At 46.4% G+C, this 21,897-nt stretch carries 21 protein-coding genes, 1 rRNA gene and 2 riboswitches; of the genes, 2 read left to right on the top strand and 20 right to left on the bottom strand.

Translation table 11 applies throughout. From position 1 onward, the window contains the following. Nucleotides 1–172: 172 nt before the first annotated feature. From EV213_RS19350 to EV213_RS19335, 4 genes are all read right to left on the bottom strand, one after another. On the bottom strand, nt 173–703 hold the full coding sequence (locus EV213_RS19350) for a hypothetical protein (RefSeq protein WP_133582221.1): 531 nt from the start codon (nt 701–703) through the stop codon (nt 173–175). Nucleotides 704–1,134: 431 nt separating this feature from the next. Then, on the bottom strand, nt 1,135–1,443 hold the full coding sequence (locus tag EV213_RS19345; protein WP_133582220.1) for a YerC/YecD family TrpR-related protein: 309 nt from the start codon (nt 1,441–1,443) through the stop codon (nt 1,135–1,137). Nucleotides 1,444–1,465: 22 nt separating this feature from the next. Further along, nucleotides 1,466–2,518, bottom strand: a complete 1,053-nt coding sequence (locus tag EV213_RS19340; protein ID WP_243740280.1) for a DUF3048 domain-containing protein — start codon at nt 2,516–2,518, stop codon at nt 1,466–1,468. Nucleotides 2,519–2,674: 156 nt separating this feature from the next. Beyond that, nucleotides 2,675–4,420, bottom strand: coding sequence for an adenine deaminase C-terminal domain-containing protein (locus EV213_RS19335; RefSeq protein WP_133582219.1), 1,746 nt, complete (start codon nt 4,418–4,420; stop codon nt 2,675–2,677). An 80-nt stretch (nt 4,421–4,500) separates the two neighbouring features. Between EV213_RS19335 and EV213_RS19330 the strand changes: the two genes are divergently transcribed. Next, nucleotides 4,501–4,806: a YgaP family membrane protein gene (locus EV213_RS19330; protein ID WP_133582218.1), complete on the top strand. Its 306-nt coding sequence runs from the start codon at nt 4,501–4,503 to the stop codon at nt 4,804–4,806. A gap of 685 nt (nt 4,807–5,491) precedes the next feature. Next, on the top strand, nt 5,492–5,599 hold the full coding sequence (locus tag EV213_RS21270; protein WP_341770362.1) for an EYxxD motif small membrane protein: 108 nt from the start codon (nt 5,492–5,494) through the stop codon (nt 5,597–5,599). Here the strand turns inward: EV213_RS21270 and purD are convergent. The 16 genes from purD to rrf all read right to left on the bottom strand — a co-directional run. Next, nucleotides 5,559–6,848 carry a phosphoribosylamine--glycine ligase gene (gene purD / locus EV213_RS19325; protein WP_133582217.1) on the bottom strand — a complete coding sequence of 430 codons (1,290 nt, stop codon included), beginning with the start codon at nt 6,846–6,848 and terminating at the stop codon, nt 5,559–5,561. The two genes, EV213_RS21270 and purD, sit on opposite strands and share 41 nt — an antisense overlap. 16 nt (nt 6,849–6,864) lie before the next feature. Further along, the gene (purH, locus tag EV213_RS19320; RefSeq protein WP_133582216.1) at nt 6,865–8,403 is read right to left on the bottom strand and encodes a bifunctional phosphoribosylaminoimidazolecarboxamide formyltransferase/IMP cyclohydrolase; all 1,539 of its coding nucleotides are present in this window, start codon (nt 8,401–8,403) and stop codon (nt 6,865–6,867) included. After that, on the bottom strand, nt 8,400–8,975 hold the full coding sequence (gene purN, locus EV213_RS19315) for a phosphoribosylglycinamide formyltransferase (RefSeq protein ID WP_133582215.1): 576 nt from the start codon (nt 8,973–8,975) through the stop codon (nt 8,400–8,402). The genes purH and purN overlap by 4 nt, the downstream gene beginning before the upstream one ends. Further along, nucleotides 8,972–10,006, bottom strand: coding sequence for a phosphoribosylformylglycinamidine cyclo-ligase (gene purM / locus EV213_RS19310; RefSeq protein WP_133582214.1), 1,035 nt, complete (start codon nt 10,004–10,006; stop codon nt 8,972–8,974). The genes purN and purM overlap by 4 nt, the downstream gene beginning before the upstream one ends. 12 nt (nt 10,007–10,018) lie before the next feature. Beyond that, nucleotides 10,019–11,428, bottom strand: a complete 1,410-nt coding sequence (purF, locus tag EV213_RS19305; protein WP_133582213.1) for an amidophosphoribosyltransferase — start codon at nt 11,426–11,428, stop codon at nt 10,019–10,021. Beyond that, nucleotides 11,404–13,626 (bottom strand): phosphoribosylformylglycinamidine synthase subunit PurL, encoded by a 2,223-nt coding sequence (gene purL / locus EV213_RS19300; protein ID WP_133582212.1) that lies wholly within the window; start codon nt 13,624–13,626, stop codon nt 11,404–11,406. The genes purF and purL overlap by 25 nt, the downstream gene beginning before the upstream one ends. After that, nucleotides 13,610–14,293 carry a phosphoribosylformylglycinamidine synthase subunit PurQ gene (purQ, locus tag EV213_RS19295; protein WP_133582211.1) on the bottom strand — a complete coding sequence of 228 codons (684 nt, stop codon included), beginning with the start codon at nt 14,291–14,293 and terminating at the stop codon, nt 13,610–13,612. Before purQ ends, purL begins: the two co-directional genes overlap by 17 nt. Nucleotides 14,294–14,298: 5 nt before the next feature. Further along, nucleotides 14,299–14,544, bottom strand: a complete 246-nt coding sequence (gene purS / locus EV213_RS19290) for a phosphoribosylformylglycinamidine synthase subunit PurS (protein ID WP_133582210.1) — start codon at nt 14,542–14,544, stop codon at nt 14,299–14,301. Then, nucleotides 14,544–15,281, bottom strand: coding sequence for a phosphoribosylaminoimidazolesuccinocarboxamide synthase (gene purC, locus EV213_RS19285; RefSeq protein ID WP_133582209.1), 738 nt, complete (start codon nt 15,279–15,281; stop codon nt 14,544–14,546). Before purC ends, purS begins: the two co-directional genes overlap by 1 nt. Before the next feature lie 38 nt (nt 15,282–15,319). Beyond that, nucleotides 15,320–16,615, bottom strand: a complete 1,296-nt coding sequence (purB, locus tag EV213_RS19280) for an adenylosuccinate lyase (protein WP_133582208.1) — start codon at nt 16,613–16,615, stop codon at nt 15,320–15,322. Continuing rightward, nucleotides 16,612–17,766 (bottom strand): 5-(carboxyamino)imidazole ribonucleotide synthase, encoded by a 1,155-nt coding sequence (gene purK / locus EV213_RS19275; protein ID WP_133582207.1) that lies wholly within the window; start codon nt 17,764–17,766, stop codon nt 16,612–16,614. Before purK ends, purB begins: the two co-directional genes overlap by 4 nt. Then, nucleotides 17,763–18,251 carry a 5-(carboxyamino)imidazole ribonucleotide mutase gene (gene purE, locus EV213_RS19270; protein WP_133582238.1) on the bottom strand — a complete coding sequence of 163 codons (489 nt, stop codon included), beginning with the start codon at nt 18,249–18,251 and terminating at the stop codon, nt 17,763–17,765. Before purE ends, purK begins: the two co-directional genes overlap by 4 nt. Before the next feature lie 165 nt (nt 18,252–18,416). Then, nucleotides 18,417–18,518: riboswitch (purine riboswitch) on the bottom strand. Between the two features lie 75 nt (nt 18,519–18,593). Then, on the bottom strand, nt 18,594–18,764 hold the full coding sequence (locus EV213_RS19265; RefSeq protein WP_133582237.1) for an NETI motif-containing protein: 171 nt from the start codon (nt 18,762–18,764) through the stop codon (nt 18,594–18,596). A gap of 26 nt (nt 18,765–18,790) precedes the next feature. Further along, entirely contained in the window at nt 18,791–19,333 is a 543-nt protein-coding gene (locus tag EV213_RS19260) for a DUF2179 domain-containing protein (protein ID WP_133582206.1), read from the bottom strand. A gap of 707 nt (nt 19,334–20,040) precedes the next feature. Further along, nucleotides 20,041–21,369, bottom strand: a complete 1,329-nt coding sequence (locus tag EV213_RS19255; protein ID WP_133582205.1) for an NCS2 family permease — start codon at nt 21,367–21,369, stop codon at nt 20,041–20,043. Nucleotides 21,370–21,567: 198 nt separating this feature from the next. Continuing rightward, a riboswitch (purine riboswitch) is annotated at nt 21,568–21,667 on the bottom strand. Between the two features lie 139 nt (nt 21,668–21,806). After that, nucleotides 21,807–21,897: ribosomal RNA gene (rrf, locus tag EV213_RS19250) — 5S ribosomal RNA — on the bottom strand; the annotation flags it as partial.

Genomic DNA, 21,897 nt, shown 5'->3' with positions numbered 1-21,897 from the left:
TTGATCGGTACTCATTGCCCTGTGTGGCAACTGTGCGCCTCCCTAAGCCTTACGGATAGCGTTTTCATTCATCATAATGTTGATGAATCTGTTCTAAATTAACTCTGCACAAATTTTGGTATGTGTGAATTTATTATACTATGTTTATTGTTTGAATTTTCAATCCTTGATGTTAGGCTTGAACCGTTGTATCATTCACAATTGCTTCTGGTCGAGGGTCACGTTTTCTTAGAACAAAGATTGCAATTGCTGCACCTATACCAAATGTAATGAAGCTCACAATAAACAACATAATGGCACTTGGGGAGTATTTTTTGAAAAGGAAAAAGAGGGCATACAAACTAAATGCGACGAAAATGTACGGTAGAAAAGGCAACAATGTACCCAACAATAAATTTGCAACAGACCCTCCTAAGAGCACCCACTTCATATAACCGGATAACGGTCGATGAACAACATCTTCGACAAGTGCACCTAAATTATACGCTTGTAAAAAAGGAACAAACGCAAACCAAGCATACTTGACAAGCTCAGGGTTATTGCTTCGTTTTGACATCGTGAACTGTCCAAATGCCGTCAGTAAATATAAGGCAATGAAAATTGGAATTAAGAAAATCAAAAGGATGCCAAGCCCCAGTAAAATTGCTACGATTGACGCATCTGCGGAAGTTGTAGGATCAGTAAATAAAGATTGTAAAATCATTGTTTCTCTCCTTTTTAAATAAAGTTTAGTTTGTACAAACGATGATCATTGTTGAAAACCATACATCCTCCTTTCATTCCTTTTGTTGGGCATGATACCACAAAATAGTACTGTAGAACCAGACTAAACTGTAAAAACATGCAGTTTGTCTCTTTTTTGAAACAAAATGAATAGTTTTCATAGAACTCTCTGCCTATAAGACTCTTAAGAGGGTAACTTAAAAACGGATGATAATGAGGCTGATGACGTGCAGCTCTACTGTCTAATACAATGCAGTCGATTATTTAGTACAGAAAGAACATATTCACAGCTGAATACATTATCCAACTAGTGCATTCCTTCTCTTGTTGCCCACGTTAACGACTTATCATAAACACAAAAAAACACAGCAAATGTCTGCCATGTTTTTGTATATGCGTATTATTTACATTTTATTTCTCTGATGGTGAAGAATCGTGCACGCGCTCAAGCGTAAGAACGTAGGCGTCATTTCCATAATTTAAGCATCGCTTCACTCGTGAAATGGTAGCTGTGCTTGCCCCTGTCTCCGTTTCGATCTTATGATACGTTGCACCGAGGCGCAATAATCTGGCCACTTCCAAACGTTGTGACAAAGATTGAATCTCATTAATTGTACACAGGTCATCAAAAAACTGATAGCATTCCTCGAGGTTTTTTAGCGACAACACCGCATTAAATAGCTGGTCCAGTTCTTTTCCACGTAATTTGTCAATTTGCACAAGCATTCACTCCAATTAATATTTAAAATGACAGCATTTGATCTGATTCGTGCGCAGGAATAATGTTAATCCACGTATTCCCGGGAGCAAAAGGAACAGGTTGTCCATCCTTAAAAGGCAGCAGGCGGTTGTTGCGATTTTCCCAAAGGACTTTTACAACACCACCGTCAGAAAACAACCAACCCTCACCTCCTTGAAGCAGGTTTAGAGACCGTCTTCCTTGACTGTCAATCACTTGATGTGGCACGGCAACGACAAATACATTGCTCATTTGTAATGGTTGCTCTGTATCTCGGTCTACAGCGACGTCATCATTTACGTAGCGTGTATATTTCTGGCTGATTTTGTCAAACTGATACGTTACTTTATTGTTATACCGTGTTGAATAATTAATTTCAACTTTGGACGCCTGCTGTTGATGCTGGCTCTTGCCAAATAGGAGTGGTTCTGGAGCCTGAAGATTGTATTGATAGTGTGCCAACCCTTGTTTCAGCTTCTCGACTCCGGTATACACATTGTGTGGCGCATACGCGTATGATTCTCGCCAAAAAAGAGAGCCGTCGTATGCATGTGAATAAACATAGCCCATTCCATTCAAATGCGGAACAGCGCCTGAAGCAAGTATGCTCATCGCGTCTGGACTATGGCCGTAGCTTACATAAAGAGCATTGTACCCTTGGCTGAGCGTAATGAAATAATCCCTTGCACTTCGAATGGGACCAACGACTTCAGGATAATGACTTTGGAAGATCGCTAAAAACCGCGTAATCGATCCTTCAGCCAACACCTCATAGACTATATCGGCTTCCTGTAAGCCGGTTTGAGGTCTTGCATCAGGGTGATTGTTGACCATTAATGCGATCGCTGGCTGCAACTGCACCACTGTAGCTGGCTCACCCGTCAGTGGATACACATCCGTGTTCCCCTTTTGTTCCTTCGGTTGGACACCCCCGGCACGAGATAATTCGGCCACTTTACGCTGATGTTCCTCCCGCTCCGTTTGTTCCGTACATCCCACACATAGAAGGAGAAAGAGAGTTAAAAACCACATCAGATGGCTTTTTAAATTCTTCATACAGTAGACTCCTTCATCAAGAATAAAGGGGACGACAATTTTTGCTTTAAAAACAAACATTTTCATTCAAACTGATTTTTGAATGCGATCTTTTCCTTGGCCTTGTGTACATTCTGAAAGGGACAACAAACAACTGTTGTCCCTTACTTTACCATTTTAACGCATAATCGAAGGAAAGAGTACCGTTTTCTTCATGACATCAAAAATCCCTTGTGGCGTGACGCGTATATAAGGCAGATGTGTGGCTGAGAAAAACAACAAGGAATCAAGGGGGTGATCAAACGCATAACCACGATCCTTCAACAGATTTGTCAGTTTCTGCTCTTCCTGCCCTAATACCTTTAAGCGTTTATTTGACATAATGCCCTCGAGCTCGAGCTCCATCTTGAAGGTAATGTTTCCATTCTCTACAAGCGCTAAGCCACCTTTCATTTCCTTCACGACATCAAATGCAGCTTTCATGTCCTTTTTGTTCTGACCGATGATAAAAAGGTCCCCCGTTGATGAAAAGGTGCTCGCAAAACCGCCAAGTGAATTGGCAAAGCCTTTTAGTACAGTATTGACTCGCCATTTCCCATGCCGATCAATGAGAATTAAAAAGCATTCATCTGATCCTTCTGGAAGCTGCTCCACAGACACTTCTGTAGTAACCGAATAGGGGTGCATTATGACAGAATTCTTCATTTCAAGGCCTAGAGGCATAGAAAACTGCAAGTCATCCGACGTCAATTCCCAATCAATATCAGCTGAGGATAATCCGTACTGTGACCAATTGAATTCCGTCCATTCTGCGATCACTTTATCGTCACGACGGAACCATTTCCCTTTTGTGATGACAGAGATCGGCGCAGGCTCTTCTGGACTCGTCAAGATATTGATGTTCGCCACCTGACCAGGAGCAATTGCTCCGTGTCGATCCTCAATGCGGAAATGCCGTGCAGGGTTGTATGTTCCCATGGCGTATGCATCAATGACCGGAACACCTTTTTCAATCGCAATTTTGATTAAGCGATCGATCATGCCGTGCTCATAAAAAGCTGGAGGTGACCCGTCGGTAGTGAACGAAAGGTTTTCATAGTAATGAACACCGAGCTCATGCATCTCATCAAGTAGGTGAGGCAAGTCAGGCCGTATTGAAGAATACCTTAACGTGACATGGTATCCGGCTTTTAGGCGATTGTAGACATCCTTACCTGTAATGGCTTCGTGATCGCTTTTTACACCTAAGAGGGCCATTTTCGTTAACGTTTTTTCAGAAGCACCTGGAAAATGACCTTCCACTTGCTTGTGCAAGCGTCTGCATTCTTGAATCCAATGAAGCGCCATGTCATCGCCTTCAAGGATTTGTGGCCATGAGGTTAGTTCTCCTCCGAGCAATACATTTTCGTTTTCGAGCCAATTTTTGACCATGGCGTTTGAGAAAATTTCCTCCTCATGATGCACCTCTGTTTGCGAATCAAAACGGCACCACCAAAAGAGACTGGCTGGTCCATCTGCAAGGTCGGAAAGCATCTGAAACGCCTGTTGATCACGTAATCTCAAAGCAAAAAACAAATTATCCGCGACCAGCACTGACGTCCCCTTCCGACATGCATAATACGCAAACGAATGGGGATTATACACATGAAACGGGTGCACATGGGGTTCTATATACCCAGGGACAACATACTGTCCCTTGCAGTCAACAATTTCTGTTTGATCGTTCGTTTTTTCTGGCATATCAGGGCCAACATAAACGATACGGTCATGCAAGATCCATATGTTTGCCGTCAACCATTGACGTAACCCAAAGTTTAAGTAGGTTGCATTTTGAAGCACAATCGACGGTGCTTTTTTGCCAGAAACCGCGGCAATATGCTGTCTAATTTGTCTATTTCTCCAACGATATCGTTGTTGAGGCATATTCATCACCTATTCATGTAAGCCTTTTCATTATTGTATCATAAGCATTTTTAGATTGCACAAAAGGAGGTGAATTTTCTTTGACAAAAAATATCGGCACGATCAACGCAATGATCCGTATAGCATGTGGATTTGCCATTTTGGCATGTGCCACAGCGCGGCTAGCAAGAAACCCGTATCGTCAAATGTACCATTGGTATGCCTTGCTTGGAGGTTTAAAGGTGGCTGAAGGGATATTGCGATACTGTCCGCTAACAGCCCTTTCAGAAAAGCTGCCTGAGATGAAGAAGGAAAAAGAGAAGACCACCTCTCATTCAATGTCACAACCAACAGCTGATGACGCTGAAATTGAAGCTGCCATCAAGCAAGCGGTGCGAGTAGACTGAGGCAAACAGAAGGGGCTGTTCCATAAGTCACAACCATGACTTTCGGAACAGCCCTCTTTCGATGTTGCACTTGTACCCTTAGGGTGAAAAGAAATCATGGCCGCTGCGTCAAAATACTTCGCTTTCCGCGGGCACGGCTTCAGCTTCCTCGGAATCTTGCTTTCCTGCGGGATCTTCAGCTCGCGCTGTTCCCGCTGGAGTCTACGTATTTTGCCTGCGCTGAGGTTTGTTTCTGCGTAAATTATTTTTATTGGTCTCGTATATTGAGTAAGAAAGCGTGTTAAGATGTGCTGCTTTCCAAACACGGCAAGTAAGTGCATCGTTTCATTAAACTCCCTAGCACAGTATTGATGCAATGGTGGACTTATGTTTAGCTAACTTTCGCAGTGCGAAATCAACTTCAACGCTAGCTGTGCCTGAGTAGAAGCAAGGTTAGAAAGATCGATTGACCACTTCAAAACAACGCCTGCTGTATTCAATAAATATAAAAATGTCAATGTTGACGATCCATTGTTTTCTAAAGATAGTTGGCAAAGAAAACACGATGAGGTCCTTTCGAATCGATGTTGCCCTTATGCCCTTTAGGGTGAAAGCGAGCGTATGGCAGCTTGTATAAAAAGCAACCCAAACAATACATTGCAGGTTTATCTCCCAAACCTAAGGGACACGAAAGGAGGCACATGGTATGAATATTATGGAACATTTCACGGATATGATCTTTGTGTATGCGGTCATTATCGGGTCACTCGTTGCTATTGCGTTCGTGTATGTGAAGAAACGCCGGCGGCAGTAATTGCCTTGTCCCCGATGTCCGTACGATAAAATACATCGTTGCTTTTTAAGTGACGCAGAGCGCTATACGCTTTATCCTTTGCTTCCTGCAAGGTATTGCCTGTTTGGGCGGCAAGAAGGACACGCCCTCCATCGGTGACGATTTCTCCGTCCTCGGCTTTCGTCCCTGCGTGGAAAACGAGGGCGTTCTCTGATACTTTATCCAATCCAGGAAGCGATGCGCCTTTGTCATAAGTGCCTGGATAGCCTTCTGAAGCCACCACGACACCTACAACCGCTTCATTCTTCCATGAGAGGGTCAGTGGCTTCTGAGCAGTCACATGCTCAAGCACATCCACAAGGTCCGTTTCAAGCAGCGGCAAGATGACTTGTGTTTCTGGGTCACCGAAACGGGCATTGAATTCAATTACCTTTGGACCTTCCTTCGTTAAGATCAACCCAGCGTATAAAATGCCGGTAAAGGAGCGGCCTTCCTTTTGCATAGCCTTTGCTGCCGGCTTCACTATCGTTTCAATCGCTTTCTCCACCTCGGCGTCAGCGATTTGAGGAACAGGTGTATAAGCACCCATGCCCCCTGTGTTTGGTCCTTTATCGCCATCAAAAGCGCGCTTGTGGTCTTGTGATATAGGCATTGGCAAGATGTAGTCGCCATTCACAAAGGACATGAGCGAGAACTCTTCTCCCTCTAAAAATTCCTCGACAACGACTTGTGTGCCGGCAGTGCCAACGTGACCGTCAAGCATCAACGCCTTCAAGCCCTCTTCTGCTTCCGAATCGGTCATGGCAACGATGACGCCTTTCCCTGCGGCAAGTCCATCTGCCTTCAAAACGATTGGTGCTCCCTGAGCCTTCACAAAAGTCTGCGCTTCTTCATAGTCTGTAAACGTTTTTGAGGCTGCCGTTGGAATGCCATAGGAGGCCATCAGCTGCTTGGCAAAGTCTTTGCTGCCTTCGATAATGGCAGCCTTCTCTACTGGACCAAACGCTTTGATGCCCGCTTCTTGAAAACGATCCACAATGCCCGCCATTAGGGGCACCTCTGGACCAACAAACACCCACTCAATCTCGTTGTCCTTCGCAAATGAAATCAGCTTTTCCTGATCCGATTCATCAATGCTCACAAGTTCAGCATGAGCGGCAATTCCAGCGTTCCCAGGGGCTGCAAACACCGTTTGCACCCTCGGGCTTTTTGAAAAGGCGTAACAGATCGCATGCTCTCTTCCGCCTCGACCGATGACGAGCACATTCATTGGCTTTCCCTCCATCTTAGTGTTTAAAATGACGAACGCCAGTGAAGACCATGGCGATGCCGTGCTTGTCTGCTTCCTCGATCGATTCTTCATCACGAATAGATCCACCTGGCTGAATAATGGCTGTGATACCCGCTTTCGCAGCTTCCTCAACCGTATCCTTCATTGGGAAAAAGGCGTCAGAACCTAGAGCTGATCCAACCGCATTTTCACCAGCCTGTTCAATCGCAATTTTAGCGGCACCTACACGATTCATTTGCCCCGCACCGACACCAACCGTCGCGTTGTCCTTCACGAGCACGATGGCGTTGGATTTCACATGTTTGACGACCTTCCATACGAGCTGCAGATCATGCCATTCCTGCTCGTTTGGTGCACGCTTTGTGACGACCTTCATGTCATCCTGAACTACCTGCTTGCTGTCCTCTTCTTGAATGAGCATGCCCCCATGAACAGAGGTCACACGTTTTTCACTCGTCGAATGGCCATGGAATGGAACCGTCAGAACGCGAAGGTTTTTCTTTTGCGTAAGAACCTCGAGAGCTTCATCGGTGTACCCTGGCGCAATAATCATTTCTAAAAACAGTTCTTTCATTTTCAATGCGGTCTCTTTGCCAACCTCGGCGTTTAAAGCAATGATGCCTCCGAAAATGGACACTGGATCGGCTTCATAGGCTTTCTGATACGCTTCATCAACCGATTTTCCAAGACCAACGCCGCATGGATTCATATGCTTCACAGCCACCACAGCAGGTCCATCAAATTCCTTTGCCAGCTGGAGAGCGGCATTCGCATCGTTAATATTATTGTAGGAAAGCTCCTTGCCGTTTAATTGCTTCGCCTGAGCAATGCTGTCTGAAACAGGCAACGCACTTTCATAAAAAGCAGCAGTTTGATGAGGGTTTTCCCCGTAACGGAGCGACTGCTTTTTCTCATACGTCACCGAAATGCTTTCTGGGTACTCCTCACCGACCTGCGCAGTTAGGTAGCTTGAAATGATGGTATCGTATTGGGCAGTATGTCGAAATGCTTTAGCCGCAAGTTTTCGGCGCGTCGCCTCGCTCACAACTTGATCCTTGTTCAGCTCAGTGATCACCGCTTCGTAGTCAGCTGGATCGACAACAACCGCCACATCGTTATGGTTTTTGGCAGCCGAACGAATCATTGAAGGGCCGCCAATGTCGATGTTTTCAATCGCGTCTTGGAACTGAACCCCTTCTTTTTGAATCGTTTCTTTAAACGGATAAAGGTTTACAATAACGAGATCAATCGGCTCAATGCCCTGCTCCTTAATCTGTTTCCGGTGGTCCTCGTTCGCTCGCACATGCAAAAGCCCACCGTGAATGGCAGGGTGCAGCGTTTTCACACGACCGTCCAGCATTTCGGGAAAGTTTGTTACGTCAGAGATACCGATCACGTCTATACCCGCGTTTTCAATGGCTGTTTTCGTGCCACCTGTCGAAATAATCTCAATGCCAGCCTGCGTTAACCCTTTTGCCAAATCCTCGATGCCGGTTTTATCCGATACACTAATGAGTGCACGCTTGTACGTCATGCTGTTGCCTCCTTTAATACGTTTGCAATTACTTTCGGATACAATGAATGCTCGATTGCCTGGATACGCTGTTGTACCTCTTCATAGCTGTCATCCGTCGACAGCTTCATGCTTTCCTGAGCAATAATTGGACCAGTGTCCATGCCTTCATCGACATAATGAATCGTCACACCGCTTACTTTTACACCTGCTTCAATGGCCTGACCAATCGCGTCCTTGCCCGGAAACGCGGGAAGGAGTGACGGATGGATATTGACGATTTTGCCCCCGTAAGCTGCAAGCAATGTGTCCCCTACTAAACGCATATAGCCGGCAAGCACGACAAGGTTGACGCCTTTCGCATGAAGCTCCTTCACAATCTCTGTTTCAAAGGCTTGCTTGGAAGCATACGTCTTTGGCGTGAATTGAAACACGTCGATGCCTGCATTTTCCGCCTTTTCAACGACTTTAGCACCAGGTTTGTCGCAAACAATAAGTGCGATCTCTGCCTGTAGCTCATTTCTGTCAATGGCCGCTTTAATGGCGTCAAAATTTGAGCCTGTACCAGAGGCAAAGATGGCGATCCGACTCATGATGTTGCTCCTCGGAAGGAAATGCCTGTCCCAGCTGCAACGTCACCAATCACGTACGCTTTTTCCCCTGCATCCTCAAGCTTAACAAGCGTCGCTGCGACATCTTCTTCATCTACAGCGAGAACAAACCCAATGCCCATATTGAATGTGCCAAACATGTCCTCTTGGCTAAGGCCACCTGTTTGCTGAAGCCATGAAAAGACAGGTGGGACTTCCCAGCTTCCATGCTGAATCACAGCCTGGGCACCTTCTGGCATCATTCGAGGAAGGTTTTCATAAAAACCTCCGCCGGTTACATGGGCCATCCCGTGCACGTTTACTTGCTTCAACACCTCAAGGACAGACTTTGCATAGATCTTCGTCGGTGTTAATAGCGTTTCGCCAACGGTTGAATCTGCATCGCCCATCTTGTCGGATAACCCAATGCCATTGTCGGTAAGCAGTTTGCGTACGAGCGAAAATCCATTGCTATGCACCCCTGAGGACGCTAAGCCAATCAGTTTCTGTCCAGGCTGAATGCTGTTTCCGGTCACTAGCTTGCTTTTTTCAGCAATGCCCACAGCAAATCCAGCAATGTCATATTCCGCAGGATCGTACATTCCAGGCATTTCTGCTGTTTCCCCACCAATGAGCGCACAGCCCGACATCTGACAGCCGTCGGCAACACCTTTGACGATGGCTTCAATCCGCACAGGCTCTTGTTTTCCACAAGCAATGTAATCGAGGAAAAAGAGCGGCTCTGCGCCTTGAGCAACGATGTCATTCACACACATTGCGACAGCATCAATCCCAATCGTATCGTGACGATCAAGATCAAACGCCAGCTTGAGTTTCGTGCCTACACCATCTGTTCCTGAAACAAGAACAGGCTCTTTGTAAGAGCTTTGGCTAAGATCGAATAAACCGCCGAAGCCACCAAGACCTGCAAGGACTTCTGGACGCATCGTTTTTGCGGCGTGCTGCTTAATTCGCTCTACTGATTCGTAGCCTGCCTCCACATCAACACCGGCTGATTTGTATGCATTGCTCATCGAAACGCCCCCCTATATTTTTTCGTGCGGATGCAACGTATCTGCATAGATTTCGGTTGGGTACTCGCCCGTGAAGCAGGCGAGGCATTGCCCGCGCTTCTCTCCTGAAAATGGGCGATCCAACGCCTTGACCAAACCTTCAGGTGACAAGAAAGACAGCGTATCCGCTCCGATTTCCTTGCGAATTTCTTCAATGGTATGCGTCGCCGCGATCAACTCCGATCTTGTGGACGTGTCAATGCCATAAAAGCAAGGGTTCTGAATCGGTGGTGATGAAATGCGAACATGCACCTCTGTCGCCCCTGCTTCGCGCAGCATGTTCACGATGCGTCGACTTGTTGTTCCGCGAACGATGGAATCGTCGACCATGATGACACGCTTGCCGTTAACGATGCCCCGTACTGGCGAAAGTTTCATTTTAACGCCCCGTTCACGGAGCTCCTGTGACGGCTGGATAAAGGTTCTCCCAACGTAGCGATTTTTGATTAATCCAAGCTCGTAAGGCAACTCCGCTCGTTCTGCGTAACCAATCGCAGCGGAAATACTTGAATCTGGCACACCTGTAACGACATCCGCCTCTACTGGGGCTTCCATCGCTAGCTCTTTTCCAAGACGCTTTCTGGCAGAGTGCACGTTAATGCCATCAATGTTGCTGTCAGGACGTGAGAAATAAATGTATTCCATCGAGCAAATCGAACGTTGTGCAGAGGCAAAACGTTGGACTTCAATGCCAGTATCATCAATGATCAAAAGCTCACCTGGTTGCACGTCGCGCTCATATTCAGCGCCGACCACGTCAAAGGCACATGTTTCAGACGCGATGACATAAGCATCTTCAAAACGACCAATCGCCAACGGGCGCAGTCCGTTTGGATCAAGGGCCACAAGCATTTTATTCTCAGTCATAATAATAAACGCGTAGGCTCCCTTAAGCATTGTGAGCGCATTTTTCACCTGATCTGCCAACTCAAGATGACCGCCGCGGCGAATCAAATGGGCCAGCACCTCTGTATCAGAGGTCGTTTGAAAAATGCTACCCTGTGCTTCAAGCTGATGCTTAAGCGCGTTTGCGTTCACAAGATTGCCGTTATGCGCTAGAGCAAGACCGCCTCTTTGGGAACGGAACAAAAGGGGCTGCACGTTTTCGTACCCGCCGCCTCCTGCTGTCGAATAACGACAATGACCAACAGCGCCATGGCCTTTTAGACGATCAAGCTCATCTTGCTGAAACACTTCCGTCACGAGACCAAGCCCTTTGGAATGTTTTAATTCTTCACCGTCTGTGACAACGATGCCAGCGCCCTCTTGGCCACGGTGTTGCAAGCTGTGCAAGCCGTAATACGTCATTTGCGCAGCGTCTGGATGTCCCCAAACACCAAAAATGCCACATTCTTCGTTTAAGCCTTTGATTTCACCAAGCATGGAATCGCTCCTTTCCAAGCGTCTTCTAGTTCGGCAACAGGCATAGCAACGTTCACTTCAGGCAACTTAATGCGAAGTTCAGGCTGCGGAATCGTTTCGCCAAGATGCACAACATCCGTCACAGCCGCTTCAAAAGCCGCCTTGTGTGCTTGTGGAACAGAGACGAGAAAGCGAGATTGTGTTTCAGAGAAAAGCAATGCTTCTGGAAGGTCAATGGCGATGTTTGCTCCAAGTTCTGTACCGAACAGGGACTCTGCAAGAGCAACGCCTAATCCACCTTCTGCAACGTCATGCGCAGAGGCAATCAAACCAGACTGGATCGCACGAAGAAGCTGCTGCTGGCGTTCTTTTTCGACAGTCAAATCAAGCGCAGGTGATTTACCTGAAATCGTGCCTTCAAGTAACTTCTGAATCTCACTGCCACCAAATTCATTCGTGGTTTCTCCAATGACGTAAATGCTGTCACCCGCCTGTTTAAACGTTTGCGTCGTAATATGGTCTGTATGCTCGATTAGGCCCACCATACCGACAACAGGGGTCGGATACACGGCACCGCCACTCGTTTCGTTGTACAAGGAAACATTTCCGCCAATGACCGGTGTACCAAGTACATTACAGCTGTCCGTCATGCCGTCTGCGGCTTGTTCGATTTGCCAGAAGATCTCCGGCTTTTCAGGGTTTCCGAAGTTTAAGCAATCTGTGATTCCTAACGGCTGACCGCCAGAGCAAACAATGTTACGTGCCGCTTCTGCGACAGCAATTTGTCCGCCTACTTTCGGGTCTAAATGCAAATAACGTGAATTGCAGTCCGTTGTCATCGCCAGCGCCTTGTCCGTACCGCGCACGCGAATGACGGCAGCATCAGAGCCTGGGGCAACAACTGTGTTTGTCCGCACCATATAATCGTATTGCTCATACACCCACTCTTTGCTCGCAATTGTTGGCTGCGAAAGAAGAGCCGTGAGCGTTTCTTTCACATCTGTAATTTCCGGCGTCCAAACTGGCAATGCCTGATTGTGCTGATAGCTTTCCGGCTCACGAGAAGGCTTGTGATAGACAGGAGCGTCCTCTGCAAGGGCATCCACTGGTACATCAGCAACGACTTGGTTCTGATGAATCAAGCGAAACCGTGGTTCTTCAATGACGGTACCTACTGAAACGGCATGCAAATCATATTTAGCGAACAAATCAGCGATTTCTTGCTCTCGACCCTTTGTAACGACGAGCAACATACGCTCTTGTGATTCAGAAAGCATCATTTCATAAGCCGTCATATGGGTTTCACGTTGGGGCACGAGGTCAAGGTTCATCTCAATCCCTGTGCCTGCCTTGCTCGCCATTTCACTCGCAGACGACGTAAGACCCGCTGCTCCCATGTCCTGAATACCAACGAGCGCATCTGAATGAACAACTTCCAAGCACGCCTCTAGCAATAGCTTTTCCATAAACGGGTCGCCTACCTGAACGGCTGGGCGTTTTTCATCCGAGGCTTCTGTTAGCTCTTCTGATGCGAATGTTGCTCCGTGGATGCCATCGCGTCCTGTCGCAGCACCTACGTACATGACTGTATTGCCGATGCCACTCGCTCTGCCCTTTTGAATATCCTTATGATCAATGAGACCTACACACATCGCATTCACAAGAGGATTCCCTTCGTAACACGGGTCAAACTGGATTTCCCCACCAACGGTCGGAATGCCGATACAGTTGCCATAACCCGCGATGCCAGCAACCACTTCTTCAAAAAGGTATTGCACACGGGGGTTATTGGATAGTTCCCCAAAACGAAGCGAGTTTAAGATCGCTACAGGGCGAGCACCCATGGAAAACACGTCACGGATAATACCGCCAACACCAGTCGCAGCGCCTTGGTACGGCTCAATAGCTGAGGGGTGATTATGGCTTTCGATTTTAAACACAACGGCCTGCTCATCACCGATATCGATAATTCCAGCACCTTCGCCTGGTCCTTGAAGCACGTGTGGACCATCAACAGGGAATTTTTTCAGGATAGGCTTGGAATTTTTATAACTGCAATGCTCAGACCACATGACTGAAAACAAGCCGGTTTCGGTATAGTTTGGTTGGCGGCCGAGAAGTTCACAAACGGATGAAAATTCTTCGTCCGTCAAGCCCATCTCTTTATAAATTCGCTCTTCAGAAATCGTCTCCGCAGAAGGTTCAAGTTGTAAGCGCATGGTGTTTCCTCCAATAGTTTAGAATGGATTGAAACATAACGAGTCCGTCTTCACTACCTAATAGGGTGTGTACGGCTCTTTCAGGGTGAGGCATCATTCCGAGCACGTTGCCTGCTTTGTTTGTAATGCCAGCAATGTTCTCCAACGATCCGTTCGGGTTGTCACTATAAGTAAACACAATCCGATTTTCGCTTTGTAGCTCTTGCAACGTGTCTTCATCACAAAAATAGTTTCCTTCTCCATGTGCCACAGGAATGGTGATTTCCTGATTTTGTGCATAACCAGAGGTAAACATTGTTTCAGCATTGTTCACCTGAAGAGTGACTGGCTTGCAAATGAACTTTAAGCGTTCATTTCGACGCATCGCCCCGGGAAGCAACCCCGCTTCAAGCAATACTTGAAACCCATTACATACACCTAACACTGGTTTTCCTGCATTCGCTGCCTTGACGACAGCGGGCATAATTGGAGAAAAACGCGCAATGGCGCCTGAACGGAGATAATCCCCGTAAGAGAAGCCACCTGGCAAAAGCACCGCATCAAAGCCATCTAGACTGGTATCAGTATGCTGAACATAGACTGCATCTTCACCAAGCTCATCCTTCACCGCAGAAAACATATCAACATCACAGTTCGAACCAGGAAAAACGATCACCGCAAATTTCACAGCGCTCACGCCTCCTCAAGTTCATATTCATAGTTCTCAATGACCGGATTGGCGAGAAGTTTGTCGCACATTTGTTTAATCTTCTCATGCGCAGCGTCTCCCTGTTCATCGAGGGTGACCTCCATGTACTTCCCAACGCGAACCTCTTGAACAGATGTGTAGCTCATGCTGTGCAATGCGTTTTGCACCGCTTGCCCTTGTGGATCCAAAACACTTTCCTTCAACGTTACGTAAATTTTTGCTTTCGTCATTAGCTCAGTTCCCCTCCGGAGGCTGTCAATTTTTGGCGAAGACGTGTTGCAATTTCTTCATAAGCTGTTGTAAGTGCTCCTAAATCTCTGCGAAAAACATCCTTGTCCAAGCGTTCATTTGTATCCTTGTCCCATAGTCTACATGTATCTGGGGAAACCTCGTCTGCAAGCAAGATGGACCCATCCGCTGTACGGCCAAATTCAAGCTTAAAATCGATAAGACGAATGCCACAGTCTGCAAACAATGACGTAAGCTCCTCATTCACCTTTAGAGCGGCTTCCTTCATCGTTTTCAGCTCGTCAGGTCTTGCAATCCGCAAGAGACGGACATGTTCTTCAGTGATGAGCGGGTCATCAAGCTCGTCATCCTTATAATAAAATTCAACGATAGCTGGTTCGATTGGCTCGCCTTCGTTTAAGCCAAGACGTTTGGCTAAGCTTCCTGCTGTCACATTCCGAACGACAACCTCAAGAGGAACAATCTCGACATGCTTCACCTTTTGAGACCGCTCAGACACCTTTTCAACGAAATGACTTTCCACACCAGCCAGTGAAAGCGCCTGAAAAATCATCGCTGAAATGTCATTGTTTAAGACACCTTTGCCAGCGATCGTTTCTTTTTTCTTGCCATTAAAGGCAGTTGCTTCATCCTTGTACTCCACAAGCAAGACACCTGAAGTTGTTGTTTCATAGATTCGTTTCGCTTTGCCTTCATATAACAATTGTCCCTCTGCCATCGTTCCAATCCCCTCGCTTCGGTTAATTTCCTGTGATGTTACGCTAGCCCCACACGTTCGAAAATCGTGTCGACGTTTTTCAGGTGGAATGTATAATCAAAGCATTCTTCAAGCTCTTCTTCTGTTAGCTTGTCGGCAATTGCTGGATCGTTTTCAACCAGTTGACGGAAAGGCACCTTTGTTTCCCATGATTCCATCGCTTTCGGCTGAACCAAATCATAGGCTTCTTCTCGAACCATGCCTTTGTTGATTAACGTTAAAAGCACGCGCTGAGAGAAAATAAGGCCAAAGGTTTTTTCCATATTCGTTTTCATATTTTCAGGGAACACAGTCAAGTTTTTGACGATATTTGTGAAACGGTGAAGCATGTAGTTCAACGCAATCGTTGCATCTGGCAAGATGACACGCTCCGCAGATGAATGAGAGATGTCGCGTTCATGCCAAAGTGGAACATTTTCATAGGCCGTCATCATGTAGCCGCGAATCACCCGTGCCATCCCTGTCATGTTTTCAGAGCCAATCGGGTTGCGCTTGTGCGGCATCGCTGATGAACCCTTTTGTCCTTTAGCGAAAAACTCTTCAACCTCACGCGTTTCCGTTTTTTGCAAGCTACGCACTTCAACCGCAAACTTTTCTATCGACGTTGCAATAAGTGCAAGCGTCGCCATGTAATCGGCGTGACGGTCACGCTGGAGTGTTTGTGTCGATACAGGCGCTGGAGAAAGACCAAGTTTCTCACAGACGTACTGTTCAACGAACGGATCGATGTTCGCATACGTCCCAACAGCTCCGGAAAGCTTTCCAAATTGCACGCCATCCGCCGCACGTTCAAAACGATCCAGGTTACGCTTCATTTCCTCATACCAGAGAGCAAGCTTTAAACCGAACGTTGTTGGCTCCGCATGAACACCATGTGTCCGTCCCATCATTACGGTATGTTTATGTTCTTTTGCTTTTTCACCAATGACGTCAACAAAAGTGCGGAGGTCCTTGCGCAAAATATTGTTTGCTTGTCTGAGCAAAGAAGACAACGCCGTATCGACAACGTCTGTGCTCGTTAACCCGTAATGCACCCATTTCTTCTCTTCGCCAAGTGTTTCCGACACGGCTCTTGTGAATGCTACGACATCGTGGCGTGTCTCTTCCTCGATGGCGTAAATACGTTCCATATCAAACGACGCATTTTCTCTCAGTAGCTTTACATCGGCAACAGGGATATGACCAAGCTCAGACCATGCTTCACAAGCTAGGATCTCTACTTCTAGCCACGCATTGAATTTGTTTTCTTCTGTCCAAATCGCTGCCATTTCAGGACGGCTGTAACGTTCTATCATGAATGAATCCCCCTATTGTCTTTTCCATAAAGTAATGCGTCAAGCTCTGACGCTTCTGCTTCTGCCTCTTGCACGCTTGGAGCGGTCACCGTAAGATGCCCCATTTTTCTTAAAGGACGAGCTTCTTTCTTTCCGTAAAGATGAAGATGGGTATGCGGGCCAAAGGAGTCGACCTGATTCAATACGGCTGGGAGGTGCTCCCCAAGAATATTCACCATCACACTTGGTTGCCTCAGGGTCGTTGCGCCTAAAGGCCAGCCACATACTGCACGCACATGCTGCTCAAACTGCGACGTTTCACAGCCTTCAATTGTATAGTGTCCAGAATTATGCGGACGTGGAGCAAGCTCATTGACATACAACTCGTCGTCCTGTGTGAGGAACATCTCCACAGCGAGTGTGCCGACCAATGGCAAGGCTTCTGCAAGCTTTAAAGCAAGCTCATCAGCCTGTTGAAGCACGCTTTCTGAAAAACGCGCTGGAACGGTTGTAATGGCGAGAATGTTTTGTTCATGTCGATTCTCTGCGACCGGGAAGGTGCGGACCTCTCCATTTGCCGAAGAAACAACAATCACGGACAATTCCGCCTTAAATGGGACCCATTGTTCAAGGACACAATCGCCCTGCTGCAAAAGCGCTTGTGCTTCTGTCGCATCTTCCTCTGTTTTTAGAACAACCTGTCCTTTGCCATCATAGCCCCCTGTGCATGTTTTTAACACGGCGGGAAGACCAAGCTCTGCGATGGCCTGTTGCAGCGTCGCATTGTCGGTCACAGAGCGGTATGGCGCGACCTGACAGCCACTTTCTTCTATGGCTTGCTTCTCCTTGATGCGATGTTGTGTGAGTTCAAGAAGCAAAGGCGATTGCACGAGCTTTCCTGTTCCCTCCAACCACCCAAGGACATCGCGGTCAATATTTTCAAATTCATACGTAATCCGATCCGACACATCCGCCAGTTGCTTCGCTGCCTCAAGGTCGGAATAGTTCGCAGCAATCATTGTATCGGCTAGTTGAGCAGCTGGCCCTTCCGCATCAGGGTCAAGCACGGCAACGCGAAACCCCATTTGCTTCGCAGCGACTGCCATCATTCGACCAAGCTGTCCACCACCGATGATGCCAATGGTGGCTGGTGGCATAATGAGGGAATTCATTGAAGCGTCGCCTCACTCTCAATCACAGCTTCCGCCACTTTTTCTCGAGCCGCTTTGACACGATCCGCCACTTCAGGCGAGAAGGCACCGATCATTTGCGCTGCGAGCCAGCCAGCATTTTTTGCACCAGCCTCGCCAATGGCAACCGTCGCGACTGGAATTCCACCGGGCATTTGAACGATAGAAAGCAAGGAATCCAGCCCCTGAAGCGCTTTCGATTGCACTGGCACACCAATCACGGGCAGTGTGGTTTTTGCGGCCACCATGCCAGGAAGATGCGCTGCTCCGCCAGCCCCAGCAATAATCACTTTAAGGCCTCTGCCTGATGCCTCTTCAGCATAATGAAACATTCGATCTGGTGTCCGATGGGCAGACACTACTTTCTTTTCATAAGCGACGTCTAACTCATCTAGAATGTCACATGCCTTTTGCATTGTAGGCCAATCTGACACGCTTCCCATAATAATTCCAACGAGTGGCTGCAACATAGAGTCCCCCTTTTGGATCTTAGTTGATTTAGATTACACAATTTCAAAAAAATGGTTTTTAATACAAATAAACCCCGCGCAACAGCTTTCTTCTTAGGAGGGGAAAGCCGGCACAGGGCCGATCAGACAGACAAACGCAAGAAAGCATGCCATGTGTGCATACCCTCCTCTGCTTTCCCTCATAGTCTAATCGTTTACGGTGATTAGGTAGAAACGGTCGGACCATATTTCCGACGATATATGAGGATCTTTTCAATTACCTTCATAGTAGCAACCGCTTGTGAGGCTGTCAACTAAACAATCGAACATTTAATAAAAACTCTTGTTAAATGTTCGTGTTTAACTGTCAATTCGGCGACCTTCAAAGAAGACTTGTCGTCCAATTGGTTGAATTGTCGTGTTTCCTCCCGATTTCACTTCTTGAAAGACAGGCTTCTCAAAGCGCTTCACTACTTGATAGCCTTCTTTTTTCATACGGTCCAGACAGTCCGCAAGACTTTCATTCTCCATGACCTCAAAACGTTTTTTGTTCGGTTTCAATGTGGCAACTTTCCTTTCCGTACCGCCCTCACCCAGAAGCCGCCATGGATCGCCTTAGGTTCATACGTAATAATGAACGCCTTCGGATCAATGCCTTTAATGAGCTGATACAAACGAATTTCTGATTTACGAGGTGTTAGGATTTGCATATTCAACCGACTGCCTTCTCTTCCGCTTGCCACCCAGCTTGTCACCCCATACCCCTCATCACGTACAGCCTGCGCCACATCTGTGTCGTAGCCTTTTGTAATCACATTTACCGTAATGTACCCAAGGGCCAACTTTTCTTCAATCTTCATTCCAACAATGACACCTATTCCATAGCCAAGTGCATAGGCCACCAAGTTTTGAATTTGATCCAGATTATCAAGAACAAGCCCTAAGCCTATGACATATACAACCACTTCAATAGTACTAATCAATGCCGCCATATACCGTTGACCCTTTAACGTAAGAATCATTCGAATGGTAAAAAAGGACACATACACAATATTAATGACCAAAATGATGCAAACCATGACGATGCTATTTTCAAGCATTTGATTCCCTCCTCTTATTGCTATATATTACCCACTCACCTAAACGTAAACAGCTTTTAATTTCACATTAGCAAAGATCATCCTGTCATATCCGCGTAGCAATTGTCAACGAGAAAATATTTCAGAGGAAAAACGATAATGAATGCTTGAAACTTTCGCACCTTGAATCCACTCAAGCACAGCTAGCGTTGAAGTTGACTTCGCACTGCGAAAGTTAGCTAAACATAAGTCCATCGCTGCATCAATACTGCGCTAGGAAGTTTACATGAAACGATGCACTTACTTGTCTTGTTTCCTAAAGGAACAAAACTCAACTCACTTTTCCATTTTCCCAATGATACGAGAACGAGACCAAATAAAAACAATTTACGCAGAAACAAACATCAGCGTAGTCAACATACGTAGACTCCTGCGGCAAAGAAAACACGACGAAGTCTTCTTGAGTCGATGTTGCACTTGTACCCTTTAGGGTGGAACAGCGCGAGCTGAAGATCCCGCAGGAAAGCCGCTTTTGCTTTCCGAGGAAGCTGAAGCCGTGCCCGCGGAAAGCGAAGTATTTTGACGAAGCGGTCGTGATTGCACATCGATTCGATAAGACTTGGGAAATAGTTTCATTATCTCACCCATGACTGCCGTCTACGTGCAACGATTTTTGCGAACATAAAAAAGACCCACCTTGAATACTTCGCAAGGCGAGTCTCATTTATTTATTGCGGAAAGGCTAAATACACAAGAAAGACAAAGAAAAACACATACATGATAGGATGAACTTCTTTTGCTTTGCCTTTAAAGATCATTGTGATCGGATAAAAAATAAAGCCAACAGCAATTCCCGTCGCAATGCTATAGGTTAACGGCATTGTGATCATCGTAAAAAAGGCAGGAACAGCAATTTCAAATTTCGACCAATCAATTTTCCCTAGCGTTGACACCATCAATACACCGACAATAATTAAGGCTGGCGCTGTGACATATGGCGTCACCATCTCTAATAATGGAAAGAAAAACAACGATAACAGAAAGCAAGCTGCTGTGACTAGGGAAGCGAAACCTGTTCGTGCCCCTGCCGATACACCAGCAGATGATTCTACATACGATGTGACAGTCGATGTACCAAAAATGGAACCGGAGATTGAAGCAATCGAATCTGCCATTAATGCTTTGCCTGCTCGAGGCAATTTATTGTCTTTCACGAAACCTGCTTGATTCGCTACAGCCATTAACGTGCCTGCGTTATCAAAGAAATCTACAAACAAAAACGTTAAAATGACTCCTAGCATGGCCGTCGTATAAAATGAAGGATCAGTAAATGCGGAAAACAGCGCGCCAAACGTCGGTTCTATACTTGGCACCGCTCCGACAACCGCGGACGGAGGATCAATTAATTGCAGAATCAATCCTGCAATGGCGGTAAGGACCATTCCGAAAAACACACCAGCTTTCACGCCTTTTGTCATTAATATAACGGTGACAACAATACCAAATATCGCTAACAGCGTGTTCGGGTTCGTCAAGTCACCGATTGTCACTAACGTAGCATCATGATTGACAATAATGCCTGAGGATTGAAAACCAATGAACGTGATAAAAAGCCCAATTCCTGCCCCAACGGCTAATTTTAATTCCATCGGGATCGCATTGATTAACTTCTCCCTAAACCCTGTCAGTGTCAGAATCAAAAAGAAGATGCTTGAGATAAAAACAGCGGCAAGCGCGTGTTCCCAAGGCATTCCCTTACTTAGAATAACCGTATAGGCAAAGAATGCATTCAAGCCTAAACCAGGGGCGAGTCCTAATGGATATTTCGCAACGAGCCCCATAATGACGGATCCAATGGCCGCAGACAAAGCGGTTGCGACAAACACGGCACCATAATCCATTCTCAACGCATCTGGAAGGTCTGGCACGTCCTGAAGCGTTAGCGTGATTGGATTGACAGCGAGAATATAAGCCATCGCTAAAAATGTGGTCAAGCCACCAATGATTTCTCGCCGATAATTTGTGCCAAGCTCTTCAAACTGAAAATACTTCTTCATTCGTTTTCCTCCTAATAGCTTTCTTAATACTGCTCGTCCAATCTTAAGCGCTTTACGTGCTAGCTTTGATGTTGTATTGATGGGCACTAGAGAGCTACTTGGTCCTAAACGATAAAAAAGCCCCATGGGAGTCACCAGAGCTTTGACATGAGAGAAAACGGTCGCCAAGGATTAAGCAAGCCAGTAGAGCCAGACATGTCCCCTTGATACATCCCTCGGTCAAGCTATTTACGGTAGCTCGGTAGAAACTTTTGGGCCATATCCCCAAGAATATACGACGCACTCATGTTCATTAAATGCTTTTACATTTTATCAGTATGGTCTTTCAACGTCAATATAAACACGAACAATTTCAAGTGCATCTATCATTAATGTTCGCTTTATAAAAGCGCAAAAAAACAAGCTATGCTGTTACGCATAGCTTGTTTTTTCATTTTGCCCGGCAGCGTCCTACTCTCACAGGGAAACCCAACTACCATCGGCGCTGAAGAGCTTAACTTCCGTGTTCGGCATGGGAACGGGTGTGAC

Origin of the sequence: Aureibacillus halotolerans, assembly GCF_004363045.1 — a bacterium.
Taxonomy (GTDB): domain Bacteria; phylum Bacillota; class Bacilli; order Bacillales; family DSM-28697; genus Aureibacillus; species Aureibacillus halotolerans.
This window is presented reverse-complemented; position numbering and strand designations above follow the sequence as displayed.

Excerpts from the sequence above, each read along its gene's own strand:
- EV213_RS21270 (WP_341770362.1), top strand. The coding sequence starts at position 5,492 with ATGAATATTATGGAACATTTCACGGATATGATCTTTGTGTATGCGGTC.
- purL (WP_133582212.1), bottom strand. The coding sequence starts at position 13,626 with ATGCGCTTACAACTTGAACCTTCTGCGGAGACGATTTCTGAAGAGCGA.
- purC (WP_133582209.1), bottom strand. The coding sequence starts at position 15,281 with ATGGCAGAGGGACAATTGTTATATGAAGGCAAAGCGAAACGAATCTAT.
- EV213_RS19260 (WP_133582206.1), bottom strand. The coding sequence starts at position 19,333 with ATGCTTGAAAATAGCATCGTCATGGTTTGCATCATTTTGGTCATTAAT.
- purK (WP_133582207.1), bottom strand. The coding sequence starts at position 17,766 with ATGAATTCCCTCATTATGCCACCAGCCACCATTGGCATCATCGGTGGT.
- EV213_RS19335 (WP_133582219.1), bottom strand. The coding sequence starts at position 4,420 with ATGCCTCAACAACGATATCGTTGGAGAAATAGACAAATTAGACAGCAT.
- purM (WP_133582214.1), bottom strand. The coding sequence starts at position 10,006 with ATGAGCAATGCATACAAATCAGCCGGTGTTGATGTGGAGGCAGGCTAC.
- purN (WP_133582215.1), bottom strand. The coding sequence starts at position 8,975 with ATGAGTCGGATCGCCATCTTTGCCTCTGGTACAGGCTCAAATTTTGAC.
- purH (WP_133582216.1), bottom strand. The coding sequence starts at position 8,403 with ATGACGTACAAGCGTGCACTCATTAGTGTATCGGATAAAACCGGCATC.
- EV213_RS19265 (WP_133582237.1), bottom strand. The coding sequence starts at position 18,764 with ATGGAGAATGAAAGTCTTGCGGACTGTCTGGACCGTATGAAAAAAGAA.
- purS (WP_133582210.1), bottom strand. The coding sequence starts at position 14,544 with ATGACGAAAGCAAAAATTTACGTAACGTTGAAGGAAAGTGTTTTGGAT.
- EV213_RS19255 (WP_133582205.1), bottom strand. The coding sequence starts at position 21,369 with ATGAAGAAGTATTTTCAGTTTGAAGAGCTTGGCACAAATTATCGGCGA.
- EV213_RS19350 (WP_133582221.1), bottom strand. The coding sequence starts at position 703 with ATGATTTTACAATCTTTATTTACTGATCCTACAACTTCCGCAGATGCG.
- purF (WP_133582213.1), bottom strand. The coding sequence starts at position 11,428 with ATGCTTGGTGAAATCAAAGGCTTAAACGAAGAATGTGGCATTTTTGGT.
- EV213_RS19340 (WP_243740280.1), bottom strand. The coding sequence starts at position 2,518 with ATGAAGAATTTAAAAAGCCATCTGATGTGGTTTTTAACTCTCTTTCTC.
- purD (WP_133582217.1), bottom strand. The coding sequence starts at position 6,848 with ATGAATGTGCTCGTCATCGGTCGAGGCGGAAGAGAGCATGCGATCTGT.
- purB (WP_133582208.1), bottom strand. The coding sequence starts at position 16,615 with ATGATAGAACGTTACAGCCGTCCTGAAATGGCAGCGATTTGGACAGAA.